General features: G+C 70.3%; 1 protein-coding gene. It reads left to right on the top strand.

Features of this window, described 5'->3' with window-relative positions:
* Window positions 1-25: 25 nt before the first annotated feature.
* Window positions 26-16558: a type I polyketide synthase gene (locus ACYR7D_RS18970; RefSeq protein WP_459545864.1), complete on the top strand. Its 16533-nt coding sequence runs from the start codon at window positions 26-28 to the stop codon at window positions 16556-16558.
* The last annotated feature ends 27 nt before the right edge of the window (window positions 16559-16585 follow it).

Genomic DNA, 16585 nt, shown 5'->3' with positions numbered 1-16585 from the left:
TTCACCTGGTTGGACGGGAATTTCCATGATCGAATCGGCGAACGATATCGCTGTTGTCGGGATGTCGTGCCGCATGCCCGGTGCCCCCGATCTCCATGCCTTCTGGCGACTGCTGCGCGAGGGCCGGGAGGCGATCGGCACTGCCGGGGCGGACCGTCCGGGAATCGACGAAATCGCGGGGTTCCTGGATACCGCGACCCGCTACGATGCGGACTTCTTCGGCGTACCCCCCAACGAGGCCCGCACTATCGACCCCCAGCAGCTGCTCGGTCTGGAACTGAGCTGGGAAGCGCTGGAGGACGCGGGTTTCGGCGCTCCGGCCGGATCCGCTACCGGTGTGTTCCTCGGGAGTACGGGCACCGACTTCGCCGAAATCGTGGCCGCGCGAGGAAGAGCCGGTATCGACCGGCATTCGCTGTGGGCGGTGGGCCGGGGTGTGGCGGCCAACCGGATCTCGAATCACTACCGGTTCACCGGGCCGAGCCTGGTGGTCGACAGTGGTCAATCCTCGTCTCTGGTGGCGGTGCACCTGGCCGTCGAAGCGATCCGCCGCGGTGATTGCGAGCTCGCGCTGGCCGGTGGTGTCAACCTCATCCTGTCGCCGCTCAGCGGCGAGCGCTACGAACGATTCGGCGCCCATTCACCGTCGGGAAAGTGTCACACCTTCGATGCGAACGCCGACGGAACCGTCCGCGGTGAGGGCGGGGGCATCGTCGTGCTCGAGCCACTGCACCGAGCGGTGGCGAACGGTCGCCGGGTCTACGCGGTGATCCGGGGCAGTTCGGTCAACAACGGCAACGATCGGCAGGTGCTGAGCGCGCCCAGTCCGGCCACCCAGGCGGCGGTCATCCGGGCCGCGCTGGCAACCGCCGGAGTCGAGCCGGAGTCGGTGGACTACGTGGAGCTCCACGGAACCGGCACCCCTGCGGGCGATCCGGTGGAGGCGGCCGCTCTGGGCGATACCTACGGCGCCCACCGGCCGGCCGGGCGGCGGCTGGCCGTCGGCTCGGTCAAAACCAATATCGGGCACCTGGAGGGTGCGGCCGGGATCGCCGGATTGATCAAGACCGCACTGTGTGTGCGGTACGGCGAGCTGGTGCCCAGCTTGAACTTCCACACGCCCAATCCCCGGATCCCGCTCGACGAGCTGGGCCTGAGCGTGGTGACCGGGAACCGGCCCTGGCCGGCCGGGCCGGTGCGCCGGGCCGCCGTCTCGTCGTTCGGTATGGGGGGCACCAACGCGCACGTGATCCTGGAAGGAGTTCCCGCCGGGGCGGCAGGGACGGATTCCACCGATCCGGATACCGCACCCGGGCAGCCACTCACCTGGGTCCTGTCCGCGCGTAGTCCGCAGGCGCTGGGTGCGCAGGCCGCTCGGTTACGGGAATGGCTCGGCGAGCATCCCGGCCTCGAAGCCGCGGCGGTGGCCTCGTCGCTGGCCCGCTCCCGCACGCGGCTGGAATGGCGCGCGGCCGTGGTCGGCGAGGATATCGCCACCCTGTCGAACGGGCTGGCCGGGCTGATCGACCCGGCACCCGATTCCGGCCCGGGGGTGGTCCTACCCGAGCGGGCCGCGACCCGTCGGGTGGTGTTCGTCTTCCCGGGCCAGGGCAGCCAATGGGTGGGGATGGGCGCCCGGTTACTGGACGCCGACCGGGTGTTCGCCGCGTCCATCGCCGAATGCGAAGCGGCCCTGGCGCCGTTCGTGGACTGGTCGTTGACCGAGGTGCTGCGGGCCGTACCGGGTGCCGCCGGACTGGACCGGGTGGATGTGGTGCAACCGGCGCTGTTCGCGGTCATGGTGTCGCTGGCGCGATCGTGGCAGGCGCGGGGTGTCCGGCCGGCCGCGGTGCTGGGACATTCGCAGGGTGAGATCGCGGCGGCGGTAGTGGCCGGCGGTCTGTCGACGGCGGACGGCGCCCGAGTGGTGGCGTTGCGCTCACGGGCGGTGGCCCGGGTGCTCGCCGGATCCGGCGGTATGGCGGCGGTCGGCCTGGCCGCGGACGCTGTCGCCGATCGGCTGCGCGCATTCGGTGCTCGATTGTCGGTCGCCGCCGAGAACGGTCCGGGCCAGACGGTCGTATCCGGTGATGCGGACGCGATCGGAGAGTTCCTCGACGAATGCGCGGCCGAAGGAGTGTGGGCGAAGCGGATCCCGGTGGACTACGCCTCGCATTCGGCCGCGGTCGAACGGATCCGGGACCGAGTGCTGGCCGAACTGGAGCCGATCCGGCCCGCTTCGGGCTCGATCCCGTTCTTCTCGACCGTAACGGGCGGCTATCTGGACACCGCCGGCCTGGATGCCGAGTACTGGTATCGCGGTCTGCGCCGGCAGGTCCGGTTCGCCGAATCGGTACACCACCTGATGGACGCCGGAACGAACGCGTTCGTCGAAGTCAGCCCCCATCCGGTGCTGACCACGGCGATCGAACTCACTGCCGGGGCGTTGGGACTGTCCGAGCGGGTGGCCGTACTGAGCACGCTCGAACGCGACCGTGGCGGTGCGGAGCAGTTCGCCGCCGCGCTGGCGCGGGCGCACTGCGTGGGCATCGAGGTGCCGGCCGAAACGCTCGCTCCCCGCACCACCCCGGTGGACCTGCCCACCTATGCATTCCAACGGCGGCAGTGCTGGACACCGGATACCACCGGTGGGGCGGGCGATGTGCGCGCGTACGGGCTGGTTCGGCCCGACCATCCGATCCTCGGCGCGGCGACACCGCTCGCGGGTACCGGCGGTTGGCTGTTCACCGGCCGGTTGACGACCCGTACCCATCCTTGGCTCGCCGACCATGTGCTCGCCGGAACGGCCGTGGTACCCGGCGCGGTCTGGGTCGATATCGCCTTGGCGGCCGGCGCCCGGGTCGGTGCCGAAACGGTGTCCGAATTGCGGGTCCACCCACCGTTACCCGCCGCCGGGGTGCTGGACCTGCAGGTGAGTGTGTCGGCCGCGGACGACCACGGGCAGTGCTCGTTCACCGTGCACGCGCGGCCCGGTACCGATACCGGCACCGGCGACGAGAGCAACGCGCCGGTATGGGCACGGTGCGCGTCCGGCGTGCTCGCCCCGGCCCCGGACGCGGCGGACTTCACCGAAGTGGCGATCGGTGACCGGCCTCCCGCGGCCGACCGCGACTCCGCCGGAGAACTCTACGACCGGCTGTCCGCCCGTGGCATCGACTACGGTGTGGCTTTCCAGGGCGTCACCGCCGCCTGGGGCCGGGACGACGAGTACTTCGCCGAGGTTTCGCTCGACGAGAGCCTGGCCGAGGGAGCCGGGCGTTTCCCGGTCCACCCCGCTCTCCTCGATGCCATGCTGCATCCCGCGCTGGACTCCTACCCCACCGGCTCCGCCGACCCGGCGATACCGATCACGGTGTCACTACGCGGTATCCGCCTGTATCACCGTGGTGCGGCGGCCGCGCGCGTCCGGATCGAACGTGGCGGAACAGGTACCGCCCGCCTCACCGCGACCACCGAGAACGGTCGCCCGCTGCTCACCGTCGAGTCGTTGCTGATCGAGTCCGCGGGGCCCACGCCGGATACCACGGCCGTAGCGGCGCACCGGGCACGCCCGGTACGTGAACGGCGGACCGTGGTGGCCGGGTCCTTCGCCGAGCGGCTCGGCGCCACGCCCGAGCGGCAGCGGCAGGCACTGGTGCTCGCGGTCGTCGCCGAACAAGCGGCGGCAGTACTCGGCCACGAGTCGGCGGACGCGATCGACCCCGACCTGCCGTTCACCGCCTTCGGCTTCAATTCGATGAGCGGAATCGAGTTACGGCATCGATTGGCCCGCGCCACCGGCGTCGACCTGCCGATGACGCTGATCTTCGACCACCCCACACCGACCGCGGTCACCCGGCTGGTCCGTTCCCGGCTGGAAGGCCTCGAGGACGATACGCCGCGGCCGGCGCGCCGCGACCGCACGGAGGAACCGATCGCCATCGTCGGGATCGGTTGCCGTTTCCCCGGTGGCGTGCGCTCGATCGACGATCTGTGGGACCTGGTGGCCGGCGGCATCGACGCGGTCACCCCCTTTCCGGTGGATCGTGGCTGGGACCTGGACCGCCTCTTCGATGCCGATCCGGACAAGCCGGGCACCGTGTACACCCGGGAGGGCGGTTTCCTCGAGGATGTGGCGGCCTTCGACGCCGCCTTCTTCGGGATCGCGCCCCGCGAAGCGGCGGCGATGGATCCACAACAGCGGTTGATCCTGGAAGTGTGCTGGGAGGCCCTGGAGAACGCGGGGATCGATCCGGCCACGTTGCGTCGTACCGACACCGGCGTCTACATCGGTGCCGGGTCGTCCGGATACTCGCCCGGAGTAACCGGTGAATACGAGGGATTCCGGCTGACCGGTAATTCGCACAGTGTGGTGTCCGGGCGGGTCGCCTACGTTCTCGGTCTGGAAGGTCCGGCCGTCACCGTCGATACCGCGTGTTCCTCGTCGCTGGTCGCGCTGCATCTCGCCTGTCAGGCACTGCGGCAGGGGGAGGTGTCGCTGGCCCTGACCGGTGGGGTCACCGTCGCGGCGAGCCCGGACCTGTTCGTCGACTTCTCCCGCCAGCGAGGACTGGCCGCCGACGGGCGCTGTAAACCGTTTTCCGCCGCCGCCGACGGTGTCACCTGGGCGGAGGGCGCCGGGGTGCTGGCGGTCGAGCGGCTCTCCGATGCCCGGCGGCTCGGTCATCCGGTGCTGGCGGTCGTACGGGGCAGCGCGATCAACCAGGACGGCGCGAGCAATGGACTGAGCGCGCCGAACGGCCCCTCACAGGAACGGGTGATCGCCTCGGCATTGGCGAATGCCGGGCTGAGCCCGGCACAGGTGGACGCGGTCGAGGCGCACGGCACCGGTACGGCGCTGGGCGATCCGATCGAGGCACAGGCACTGATCGCCGCCTATGGATCCGAGCGGGAGTCCGCGCTCCGGATCGGATCGCTGAAATCGAATATCGGGCACGCGGTCGCCGCCGCCGGTATCGGCGGCGTGATCAAGATGGTGGCGGCCCTGCGCCACGAGACCCTGCCGAAATCCCTGTACGCCGATCCGCCGAGCCCGCATGTGGATTGGTCGGCCGGTTCGGTCCGGTTGCTGACCGAGGCCGAGCCGTGGCCGGCCGGTGATCGTATCCGTCGCGCGGGTGTGTCCTCGTTCGGCATCAGTGGCACCAATGCGCACGTGATCCTGGAGGAAGCGCCCGCGCTCCCGGCGGATGCGCCGGCGAGCGGTGCGGCCGGGGTCGGTGGTGCCGCCGCTGGTGGCGGGGTGGTGCCGTTGTTGTTGTCGGGTAAGTCGGAAGCGGGCTTGCGCGGGCAGGCTGACCGGTTGCGGCAGTGGCTGATCGAGCACCCTGATCTGGATATGGCCGGCGTCGGGTATTCGCTGATCGAGAGCCGGGGGTGGCTCGAGCACCGGGCGGTGGTGGTCGGCGCGGACCGGGACGAGTTGCTCACGGGGCTGGCGGCGCTGGCGTCCGGGTCGGTATCGCCGGCGGTCGTCGAGGGCGGTGCGCGGGCGGGTGATACCGCGTTTCTCTTCACCGGTGGTGGTGCCCAGCGCGTGGGTATGGGTGCGGGTTTGTCCCGGGCCTTCCCGGTGTTCGCGGCGGCGTTGGACGAGGTGTGCGCGGAACTGGACCGGCATCTGGGGGGATCGTTGCGGACGGTGATGTTCACCGATCCCGACGGGTTGCTGGACCGGATGGAATGGATGCAGCCGGCGCTGTTCGCGTTCGAGGTGGCGATGTTCCGGTTGCTGGAATCGTTCGGTGTGGTGCCGGATGTGGTGGCCGGGCATTCGCTGGGTGAGCTCGCCGCGGCGTATGTAGCCGGGGTGTGGTCGTTGCCGGATGCGTGTGTGCTGGTGGCCGCCCGTGGCCGGTTGATGGGTTCGGCGCCGTCGGGTGGTGCGATGCTGGCGGCGGCGGTATCGGAGACCGAGGCCGAGCGGTGGCTGGACGGTTACGGCGACCGGGTGTCGATCGGTACGATCAACGGGCCGAATTCGGTGGTGTTCTCCGGGTATGCCGAGGCGGTCGCCGAGATCCGGGCGCGGTTGACCGAGGCAGGGCACAAGAATTCGCTGCTGCGGATATCGCACGCATCGCATTCGGTGTTGATGGAGCCGATCCTGGACGAGTACCGGGCGGTGGCGCGGGGGTTGACGTATCGGTCGCCGGCGATCCCCATCGTGTCGAATGTATCGGGTACGCGGATCGGTGAGCAGGTATGCGATCCGGAGTACTGGGTGAGGCATGTGCGCAGCTGTGTGCGGTTCGCACCGGGGGTGGATACGTTGATCGACTCCGGCGTTCGCCGATTCGTCGAGGTCGGTCCGGATGCCGCGCTGACCGCGATGATCCGCGAATGCTTGGCCGAACGCCCGGAGCCGGAAGCCGAGTCGGTGGTGGTGGCGTCCTCACGGCGTTCGGCCGAGGAGGCGGCCACGTTCGTGACGGCACTGGGAGCCGCGCGGATCGCGGGGGTGGAGGTGGATTGGGGGCCGCTGTTCGCTGGTCGTGCGGTGGGCCGGACGCCCTTGCCGACATATGCGTTCGATCGTCAGCGGTACTGGCTGGAGCCGGTGGCGGCGGTGGATGTGTGGCAGTCGGGCCTGGATGACCCGGGACACCCCTTGCTGGGTGCGATGGTGCAGATGCCCCATTCCGGTGAGGTGGTTTTCACCGGCCGGTTGTCACGGTCGGGGCAGTCGTGGATGACCGATCACGCGGTGGCGGGTGTGGTTTTGCTGCCCGGGGCGGCATTCGCCGAATTGGTGCTGCGTATCGGCGCGGCACTCGGGTCCCCGCGGGTGTCCGAATTGGTGATCGAGACGCCGTTGCCGCTGCCGGTCACCGATTCCGTCGAGTTGCGGGCGGTGGTGGCCGGGGAGCGGGATGAATCCGGTGCCCGCAGCGTCTCGATCTATTCACGTACGCGGCCGGGCGACGATCCGGGTCGCCCGGCATCCGATGGTTTCGAGCAGACACCGGCCTGGGTGCGCCATGCGGTGGCCACCCTCGTCCATCGATCCACTGTCCGGCCACCGGATCCGGGCCTGCGGGTATGGCCGCCGGTCGATGCGGCGGCGCTGGCGATCGGCGACGCCTATCGGGATCTGGCCGAGCAGGGTTATGAGTACGGGCCGGTGTTCCGTGGTTTGCGGGCCGTATGGCGGCGAGCGGACGAGGTGTTCGCGGAGGTGGAGCTACCGGCGGGTGCCGGCGGCGACGAGTTCGATCTGCATCCCGCTCTGCTGGACGCCGCGTTGCATCCGATCCTGGTGAGTGGGCTTCTTCCCGAGACCGGGCTCGGACAGATCGCCGTGCCGTTCGCCTGGGAAGATCTCGAGCTGTATGCGACCGGTGCGTCCACTCTGCGGGTCCGGGTCGCGGCCACCGATCCGGGTTCCGGCCGGGTCGCGGTAACCCTCGCCGACGGTTCCGGAGCGACCGTTGCCGAAGTGGGCGCCCTGACGATGCGGTCCCTGTCCATCGACGCGCTGTCCGCCACCCGGCGGCGAACCGATACGGGTTATCGGGTCGAGTGGGTCGCGCTGCCCGAAGAGGAAGACGCGCCCGGTGACACCGCTACCTGGGAGCCGGCCGAGATCGGGGAAACCGCGACCATCGCCGGCCGGACCGTCGCGGTGCTGCGGCTCGACGACGCGACCGGTGGCGACGTCCCCCGGAATGTGCGCGATACCGTGACCGCCCTGACCGAGCGGCTCCAGCGGCTGCTGAGCCGGGACGAACCGGTTGTGGTGGTGACCCACCGCGCGGTGGCCGTCCACCCGGGCGAGCCGGTCGATATCGCGCAGGCCCCGGTATGGGGCACGGTGCGGGTCGCGCAGTCCGAGCGCCCGGACCGCATCGTCGTCGTCGATATCGACGATCGGTCGCGGTACCGCCGCGCGGTGGCGCTGGCGGTGGCCAGGGATACCGAACCACAGCTGGCGCTGCGACGCGGCACCTGGTACGCGCCGCGGCTGAGCGCCGGCATCGGCGATATCGTGGGCGCCGCGGAGCTCGTGGGGGCCCCGGACTGGGCGATGACGCACCTGGGGAAAGGCACCCTGGCCGGCGATAATCTCGTGCTCACCGAGACACCGGCGCAGCGGGCCCTGGAACCGGGTCGGGTGCGGGTGGCGTTACGTGCCGTCGGGGTGAATTTCCGGGATGCGCTGATCGCGCTGGGCATGGTGACGAATCCGGACGCCGGATCGCGATCGATCAACGCGACCTTCTGCGTGGAAGGCGCGGGTGTCGTACTCGAGGTGGCCCCCGACGTGACCGAATTCGCGCCCGGCGACCGGGTGTTCGGGTTCACCTCCGGTGCCGGCTCGGTCTCGGTGACCGACCGGCGGCTGCTCGTCCCGATTCCGGACGGCTGGTCCTTCGTACAGGCCGCCGCCGTTCCGGTCGTCTACGCGACGGCCTACTACGGCCTGGTCGACCTCGCCGGCGCCGCACCCGGCGAAACATTGCTCCTGCATGCCGCCACCGGCGGCGTCGGTCTGGCGACCATCCAGTTGGCCCGGCACCTCGGATTGCGGCTGCTGGTCACCGCCGGTGAGTCGAAGTGGAACGTGCTGCGTGAACTCGGCTTCGCCGACCACGAGATCGCGGATTCGCGGACGCTGGATTTCGAGCGGAAATTCCGCGAAGTCACCGACGGGCGCGGCGTGGATATCGTGCTGGACTCGCTGGCCCGCGAGTTCGTGGACGCGTCCCTGCGGTTGCTGCCCCGTGGTGGCCGCTTCATCGAGATGGGGCTCCTCGACCAGCGCGACCCGGTTCAGGTCGCCGCCGAATACCCCGGAGTGGAGTACCGCCACTTCGTGCTCCTGGATGTGCACCCGGATCGGTTGCGGGAGATCCTCGGCACCGTCGTCGGTCTCTTCGAGTCGGGTGCCCTGACCCCCTCGCAGACCACGGCATGGGATGTCCGGCGCGCGCCGGAGACCTTCCGGTACATGAGCCAGGCCCGGCACATCGGCAAGAATGTGCTCACCGTGCCCACACCGTTGCGAGCGGACGGGACGGTGCTGATCACCGGGGGAACCGGTGGACTGGGCGCGGCACTGGCGCGGCATCTGATCACCGAGTACGGCATCCGCAGCCTGGTGCTGACCAGTCGTCGGGGAGCCGACGCCCCCGGTGCCGGTGAATTGCGGGCCGAGCTGACCGCTCTCGGCGCCCGGGTGGATATCGTCGCCTGTGACGTGGCGGATCGAGCCGCGCTGGAGGCGGTACTGGCCGCGATACCGGACCGGCATCCGCTGACCGCCGTCGTGCACGCCGCCGGCGTACTGGCCGACGGCCTGCTCGACACCATGACACCCGAGCGGATCGCCGAGGTGTTGCGGCCGAAGGTCGACGCGGCGTGGAACCTGCACGAGGCGACCCGGTCCATGGATCTGTCGGCCTTCGTGCTCTATTCCTCGATCGCGGGCGTGATCGGCAATCCGGGCCAGGCGAACTACGCGGCGGCCAATACCTTCCTCGACGCATTGGCCCAGTACCGGCAGGTCATGGGTCTCGCGGCTACCTCGGTGGCGTGGGGGCTGTGGCAGGACGGCACCGGTATGACCACCGGTCTGGGTGCGGCCGATATCGCCCGGCTGCGGCGAGACGGTTTCCCGCCCCTGGGCACCGAGGAAGGTCTGGCGCTGTTCGACGCGGCCCTGGCCGGTGGCCGGGCGGCCTTCGTCGGAGCCCGCATCGACCGGTCGGCACTCACCGAAGCCGATCCGGCCGGTACCCGCTCGATCATGCGTGGCCTGTTGCGGCCGTCCCGCCGCCGGGCGGCGGCCGGGCCGGACGAGTCGTCGACGCTCGGCGGCCGGCTGACCGGCCGGCCGGCCGCCGAACGGGAACGTCTCGTACTGGAACTGGTCCGGACCCAGGCCGCGGCGGTGCTCGGGCACGAGAGCGCCGAGTCGATCGCCCCGGGTATGCCTTTCAAGGATCTCGGGTTCGATTCGCTCAGTGTGATGGAATTCCGCAATCAGCTGGTCAAGGCCACCGGTATGGCGTTGCCCTCGACCCTGGTGTTCGACCACCCGACCGCGACGGCGATAACGGAGTTGCTGCTGTCCCGCATCGAGCCCGCCATCCCGGAGGGCGCTGCCGGGCCCGGCGCGTCACCGAGCGCGAAGGCAGAGCCCGGGCGCGGCGACGAACCGATCGCGATCGTCGGGATGAGCTGCCGGTTCCCGGGTGGCGTCTCCTCACCGGACGAGCTCTGGGAGCTGCTGGCGGCCGGTATCGACGCCACCGGGGAATTCCCCGCGGATCGTGATTGGGATCTGGCGCGGCTCTTCGATCCCGATCCGGATACCCCGGGCACGACCTACACCCGGCGCGGCGGGTTTCTCACGGACGTCGGCGGGTTCGACGCGGAATTCTTCGGGATCAGCCCCCGGGAGGCGTCGGCCATGGATCCGCAACAGCGTTTGCTGCTCGAAGCGTCCTGGGAAGCTATCGAGAGCGCGGGTATCGACCCGACCGCCCTGCGCGGCAGCGATACCGGTGTGTTCGCGGGCGTATGTGACTCCGGGTATGCCGACCTGGTGCCCGAGGAGCTGGAGGGTTACCGGCTCACCGGAACCTCGCACAGTGTGGTCTCCGGGCGGGTGTCCTATGTGCTGGGATTGGAAGGGCCCGCGGTCAGTGTGGACACCGCGTGTTCGTCGTCGCTGGTCGCGCTGCATCAGGCCTGCCGGGCGCTGCGCGAGGGGGACACCTCGCTGGCTTTGGCGGGCGGGGTGACCGTGGCCGCGGCCCCCTGGCTGTACATCAATTTCGCGCGGCAGCGCGGACTGTCCCCGGATGGGCGGTGCAAATCGTTCTCCGCCGATGCCGATGGTGTCGGGTTCGCCGAAGGCGTCGGCGTGCTGGTGCTGGAACGGCTGTCCGACGCGCTGCGGCTCGGCCACGAGGTGCTGGCGGTGGTCCGGGGAACCGCGGTGAATCAGGACGGCGCGAGCAACGGGCTGACCGCGCCGAACGGTCCGTCCCAGGAACGGGTGATCGCGGCCGCGCTGGCCGACGCCGGCCTCGAACCCGCTGATGTGGACGCGGTCGAGGCCCACGGTACCGGCACCACGCTGGGGGATCCGATCGAAGCGCACGCGCTGATCTCGGCCTATGGCCAGGATCGTGCGCATCCGGTGCGTATCGGCACGGTCAAGTCCAATATCGGGCACGCCGTGGCCGCCGCCGGTGTCGCCGGGGTGATCAAGATGGTGCAGGCCCTGCGGTACGAGACGCTGCCCAAGACCCTGCACGCCGAGGAACCCAGTCCGCACGTGGAATGGTCGAACGGGAAGGTGGCGCTGCTGACCGAGGCCACACCGTGGCCGGCCGGTGGCCGGATCCGGCGCGCCGGGGTGTCCTCGTTCGGTATCAGCGGCACCAACGCGCACGCCATCCTGGAGGAGGCGCCGCGTGCTCGGGTCCGGCCGGCCGAGCCGGTCGACCGGCCGCACACGGCTGTGCCGTTCCTGGTGTCGGCGAACTCGGAGCCGGGCTTACGAGCTCAGGCGCAGCGATTGCGGCAGTGGTTGCTCGAACATGCCGACCTCGATCTCCGGGACACGGCTCAGGCCCTGGCGACCACCCGGGCCCGGCTCGATCGGCGCGGTGCGGTGGTCGCCGCCGACCGCGACGAACTGCTGGCCGGTCTGGCCGAGATCGCGGCCGGAGCGCCCGGCACGATCACGGCCACGGCCGGCACCGGCATGACAGCGCTGCTGTTCACCGGGCAGGGCGCTCAGCGCACCGGCATGGGTGCCGGGCTGTACGCGGCCTTCGATGTTTTCGCGGCCGCCTTCGACGAGGTCTGCTCGCATATCGATCCGTTACTGGGCCGATCACTCGAAGAGATCGTGTTCGACCCCGGCAATGCGGCCCTGCTCGATCGGACCGAGTTCACCCAGCCGGCGCTGTTCGCCTTCGAGGTGGCGGCCTTCCGGTTGCTGGAATCGTTCGGGGTGGTGCCCGATGTGCTGATCGGGCACTCGATCGGTGAGCTCGCGGCAGCGTATGTGGCCGGTGTCTGGTCGCTGCCGGACGCCTGCGCGCTGGTGGTGGCCCGAGGCAGATTGATGGGTGCGCTGCCCGCGGGCGGCGCGATGCTGGCGGTGGCTGTTTCCGAGGATGTCGCCGTGCAGGCTGTCGCCGGTTCCGCCGGCCGGGTGGCGGTGGCGGCCGTCAACGGCCCGGCGTCGGTGGTGCTCTCGGGTGATCTCGACGCCGTCGCCGAGATCGAGGCCGAGCTGGCCCGGCGGGGTGTGCGGACCAACCGGCTGCGGGTGAGCCACGCATTCCATTCCCCGCGAATGGATCCCATGCTGGACGAGTTCCGCCGCGTGGCACAGGGGGTGACCTATCACCGGCCCACCGTGCCCATCGTGTCCGATGTCTCCGGTTCGGTGGCCGGCGCCGAGCTGACCGATCCGGACTATTGGGTCGACCAGCTGCGCGGCTGTGTGCGGTTCGCGCCGGGCGTGGAAACGGCGGTCTCGCTCGGGGTGCGGCGATTCGTCGAGATCGGGCCGGACGCGGTACTGAGCGCGATGGCTCGGCAGTGCCTCGCCGGAACACCCGAGATCGAGGATCGTTCGATATTCGTGGCGGCGGCCAGGCGTTCGGCCGACGAGCCGACGCAGTTGCTGTCGGCACTGGCGTGGGCTCATACCGCCGGTGTCGCGGTGGATTGGCGGCCGTTGTTCGCGGGCCGCGCGCCGAGCCGGGTGTCGTTGCCGACTTATGCGTTCCAGCACCGGCGCTACTGGCCGGCACCGGTCACCACCTCCGATATCCGGCAGTCGGGTATGGATCGGGCGGGTCATCCGCTGTGGGGTGCGATGGTGCGGCTGCCGGATAGCGAGGGGGCCGTGTTCACCGGACGGTTGACGGTGGCCGGGCATCCGTGGCTGGCCGACCACACCGTCGCCGGGACGACACTGATCCCGGGTGCGGCGTTCGTCGACCTGGTCCTGCATATCGGGACGACGGTGGACTGTCCGCGGGTGGCGGAACTGGTGGTCGAGGCACCGTTGCCGCTGACCGGCGATACGGCGGTCGAGTTGCGGGGAATCGCGAGCGGGCCGGACGATTCCGGTACGCGGACGGTGACGGTGTACTCGCGATCCGGCAGCGGCTCCGGCACGGAGGACGACGACCGGCCCGGCCGGTGGATCCGGCACGTATCGGCGACGGTCGCGCCGGATTCAGCGGCCGCGAGTACCGCTGCCGGTGATACCGGGCCGATGAGCTGGCCGCCGGGGCGGGCGGTGGCCGTCGATACGGGTGGCGCGTACGCGGACCTCGCCGCACGCGGCTACGAGTACGGTCCCGCGTTCCGTGGCCTGCGGGCGTTGTGGCGTGGCGACGATGCGGTGTACGCCGAGGTGACCCTGCCGGAGGCCGCGGGCCCGGCCGGTGAGTTCGGCATACACCCGGCTCTGCTGGATGCCGCGTTGCACGCGGTGGTCGTGGGTGGGTTGGTGCCCGCCGCGGGCGCCGGTGCGGTGGCCGTGCCGTTCTCCTGGGAGGACGTCACCCTCACCGCGGCGGGTGCGTCGTCGGTACGGGTGCGTGCGGTGGCGAGCGCTTCCTCCGGTCAGGTGACGGTATGGCTGGCGGACACCTCGGGTGTTCCGGTGGCCCGGATCGGGACGCTGGCACTGCGTCCGATCTCCGTCGCGGCGCTCGCGCCGGCCGGCCGGCGCTCGGCGGGAGCGGGTTACGAACTGGACTGGGTACGTGTACCCGGGGCCGGCGAGGAGCACGCCGCGGAACTCACCACCGCCGATACCGTGGCCGACGCCGGTGATAGCGGTGAGATCGTCACCGGCGCCGGCCGGGTCGCGGCGGTGATCCGGGTAGATCGGCGGGTGGTCGCCGGTGATCTACCGGAAACAGTCCGCGATGTGGTGATCGACGTTTCCGCCCGGATCAAGCGTCTGCTGGCCCGGGAGGTGCCGATCGTGGTGGTGACACGACGAGCGGTCGCGGTGCATGCGGGTGAGCCGGTGGATCTGCCGGCGGCGGCGGTATGGGGTCTGGCACGCTCGGTGCAGAGCGAGTATCCGGATCGGCTGGTGCTCCTCGATATCGACGAGTGGGCCGATTGCCGGCACGGAATCGCGACGGCGTTGTCGGCGCACCAGGAGCCGCAGCTGGCGATCCGGCGGGGTGCGATCCATGTGCCACGGCTGCGCCGGACCGGCGACGAGCTGGTCGTCGATATGGCCGGCACCCCGTCCGCGTGGTCGCTGGCACTGCGCGGAACGGGCACTTTGAGCGGGGACAACTTCGCGGTCGCCGAGAACTCCGCCGCGGCGGCGCCACTGGCGCCGGGTCGGGTTCGGGTGAGTATGCGCGCGGTCGGTCTCAACTTCCGCGATGTGCTGATCGCGCTCGGCACCTATCCGGACCCGAGCGCCGCGATAGGCGGTGAAGGCGCCGGCGTGGTGCTCGAGGTCGCCGCGGACGTCACCGAATTCGTCCCCGGGGACCGCGTGTTCGGGTTCGTCACCGGCGTGGGTTCGACGGCCGTGACCGATCGCCGTCTGCTCGCCCGGATACCGCGTGGCTGGTCGTTCGCCCGAGCGGCCTCGGTGCCGATCGCGTACGCCACCGCCTACTACGCGCTGGTGGACCTGGCCGCGGCCGCGCCGGGCGAGACATTGCTGCTGCACGCGGCGACCGGTGGGGTCGGAATGGCGGCGATCCAGGTGGCCCGGCATCTCGGCTTGCGCTCGCTGGTCACGGCCAGTACGCCGAAGTGGGATGTGCTGCGGGAACTCGGATTCCCCGAAGAGCTGATCGGGGATTCGCGGACGCTGGACTTCGAGCGGAAGTTCCTGGAGGTCACCGACGGCCGGGGTGTGGACATCGTGCTGGATTCCCTGGCCGGTGAGTTCGTGGACGCGTCGTTGCGGCTGTTGCCGCGCGGCGGCCGGTTCATCGAGATGGGCATGATCGACCGTCGTGATCCGGCGGAGGTGGCGACCGAACATCCGGGTGTCCGGTATCGGAGCTTCATCCTGCTGGACGCCGATCCCGGCCGGTTACAGGAGATCCTGGCGACCCTGGTGGAGCTCTTCGAGGCCGGAACACTGGAGCCGTCGCCGCTCACCGCCTGGGATGTGCGCCACGGACCCGATGCTTTCCGGTACCTGAGCCAGGCCCAGCACATCGGTAAGAACGTGCTCACCGTGCCCACCCCGTTACGAACCGACGGGACCGTCCTCATCACCGGTGGCACCGGTGCGCTGGGGGCGGCACTGGCCCGGCACCTGGTCCGGACCTACGCCGTGCGGCGGTTGATCCTGGCCGGCCGCCGCGGACCGGCCGCTCCCGGCGCGGTCGAACTCCGGGACGAACTGGTCGCCGCGGGTGCGGAAGTCGAGGTGGTGGCGTGTGATGCCGCCGATCGAGCGGCGGTGGACGCGGTGCTGGCGAGTATCCCCCCGGACCGGCCGCTCACCGCCGTCGTGCACGCCGCGGGTGTGCTGGCCGATGGGGTGTTCGAGCAGCTGACCGAGGAACAGATCGGCGCGGTGCTGGCGGCCAAAGTAGATGCCGCGTGGAATCTGCACGAGGCCACCGCCGATCTCGATCTCGCGGCGTTCGTCCTGTACTCGTCGATCGCCGGGGTCATCGGCAGTTCGGGACAGGCCAACTACGCCGCCGCGAACGTCTTCCTGGACAGCCTGGCGCACCACCGACGGCTCAGTGGATTACCCGCCACCTCACTGGCGTGGGGTCCATGGCGGCAGGGCGGTGGTATGACCAGCACGCTGTCGGATACCGATCTGGCGCGGCTGCGCCGAGAGGGACTGATACCTCTGGAGGATTCGGACGGTATGGCGTTGTTCGACGCCGCCCTCGCGGCCGGGCGGGCCGTTTCCGTGGCCGCCCGACTGGATCGGACCGTTCTGGCCGAGCGGGCGCCGGACGAGCTGCGGGCGGTGATGCGGGGTCTGATCCGCCCGGCGCGGCGCCGGGCGGCAGGGCCGGCGGACGGGTCGCCGACCGGGCTGGCCGGACAGCTGGCCGGCCGCGCGCCGGCCGAGCAGGAGCAGCTCCTGCTGGAGGTGATCCGGGCGCAGGCCGCGGCGGTGCTGGGCTACCACAGCGCGGCGGAGATCAGCGCGGACAAACAGTTCAGCGATACCGGTTTCGATTCGCTGGGAATTATGGAGTTCCGCAACCGGCTCGAGGCATCGGCGGGTGTGCGGCTCGCCGCGACCACCATGTTCGACTACCCCACCCCGGCGGCCCTGGCGGGTTTCCTCCGCCGGGAAATCGCCCCGGACAACGACCCGATGCCGGCGATCACGATGGAGTTCGATTCCTTGACACGCCGCTGCGCCGAGGCCGAACTCTCACCGGCGCAACGATCGGAGCTCGCGAGCCTGCTGGCCGTGTTGCAACAGCAACTGGAAGGCAGTGACCGGAGTGCGGCCGATCTGGCCGAAAACGCCGAAAACCTCGACGACGCAGATGATCGCGAGCTTTTCGATTTCATCGACAACCTCAGCTGAACTGGCACGATCAGGAGCCCCACCGAT

This window comes from Nocardia sp. X0981, from assembly GCF_977089955.1.
This window is presented reverse-complemented; position numbering and strand designations above follow the sequence as displayed.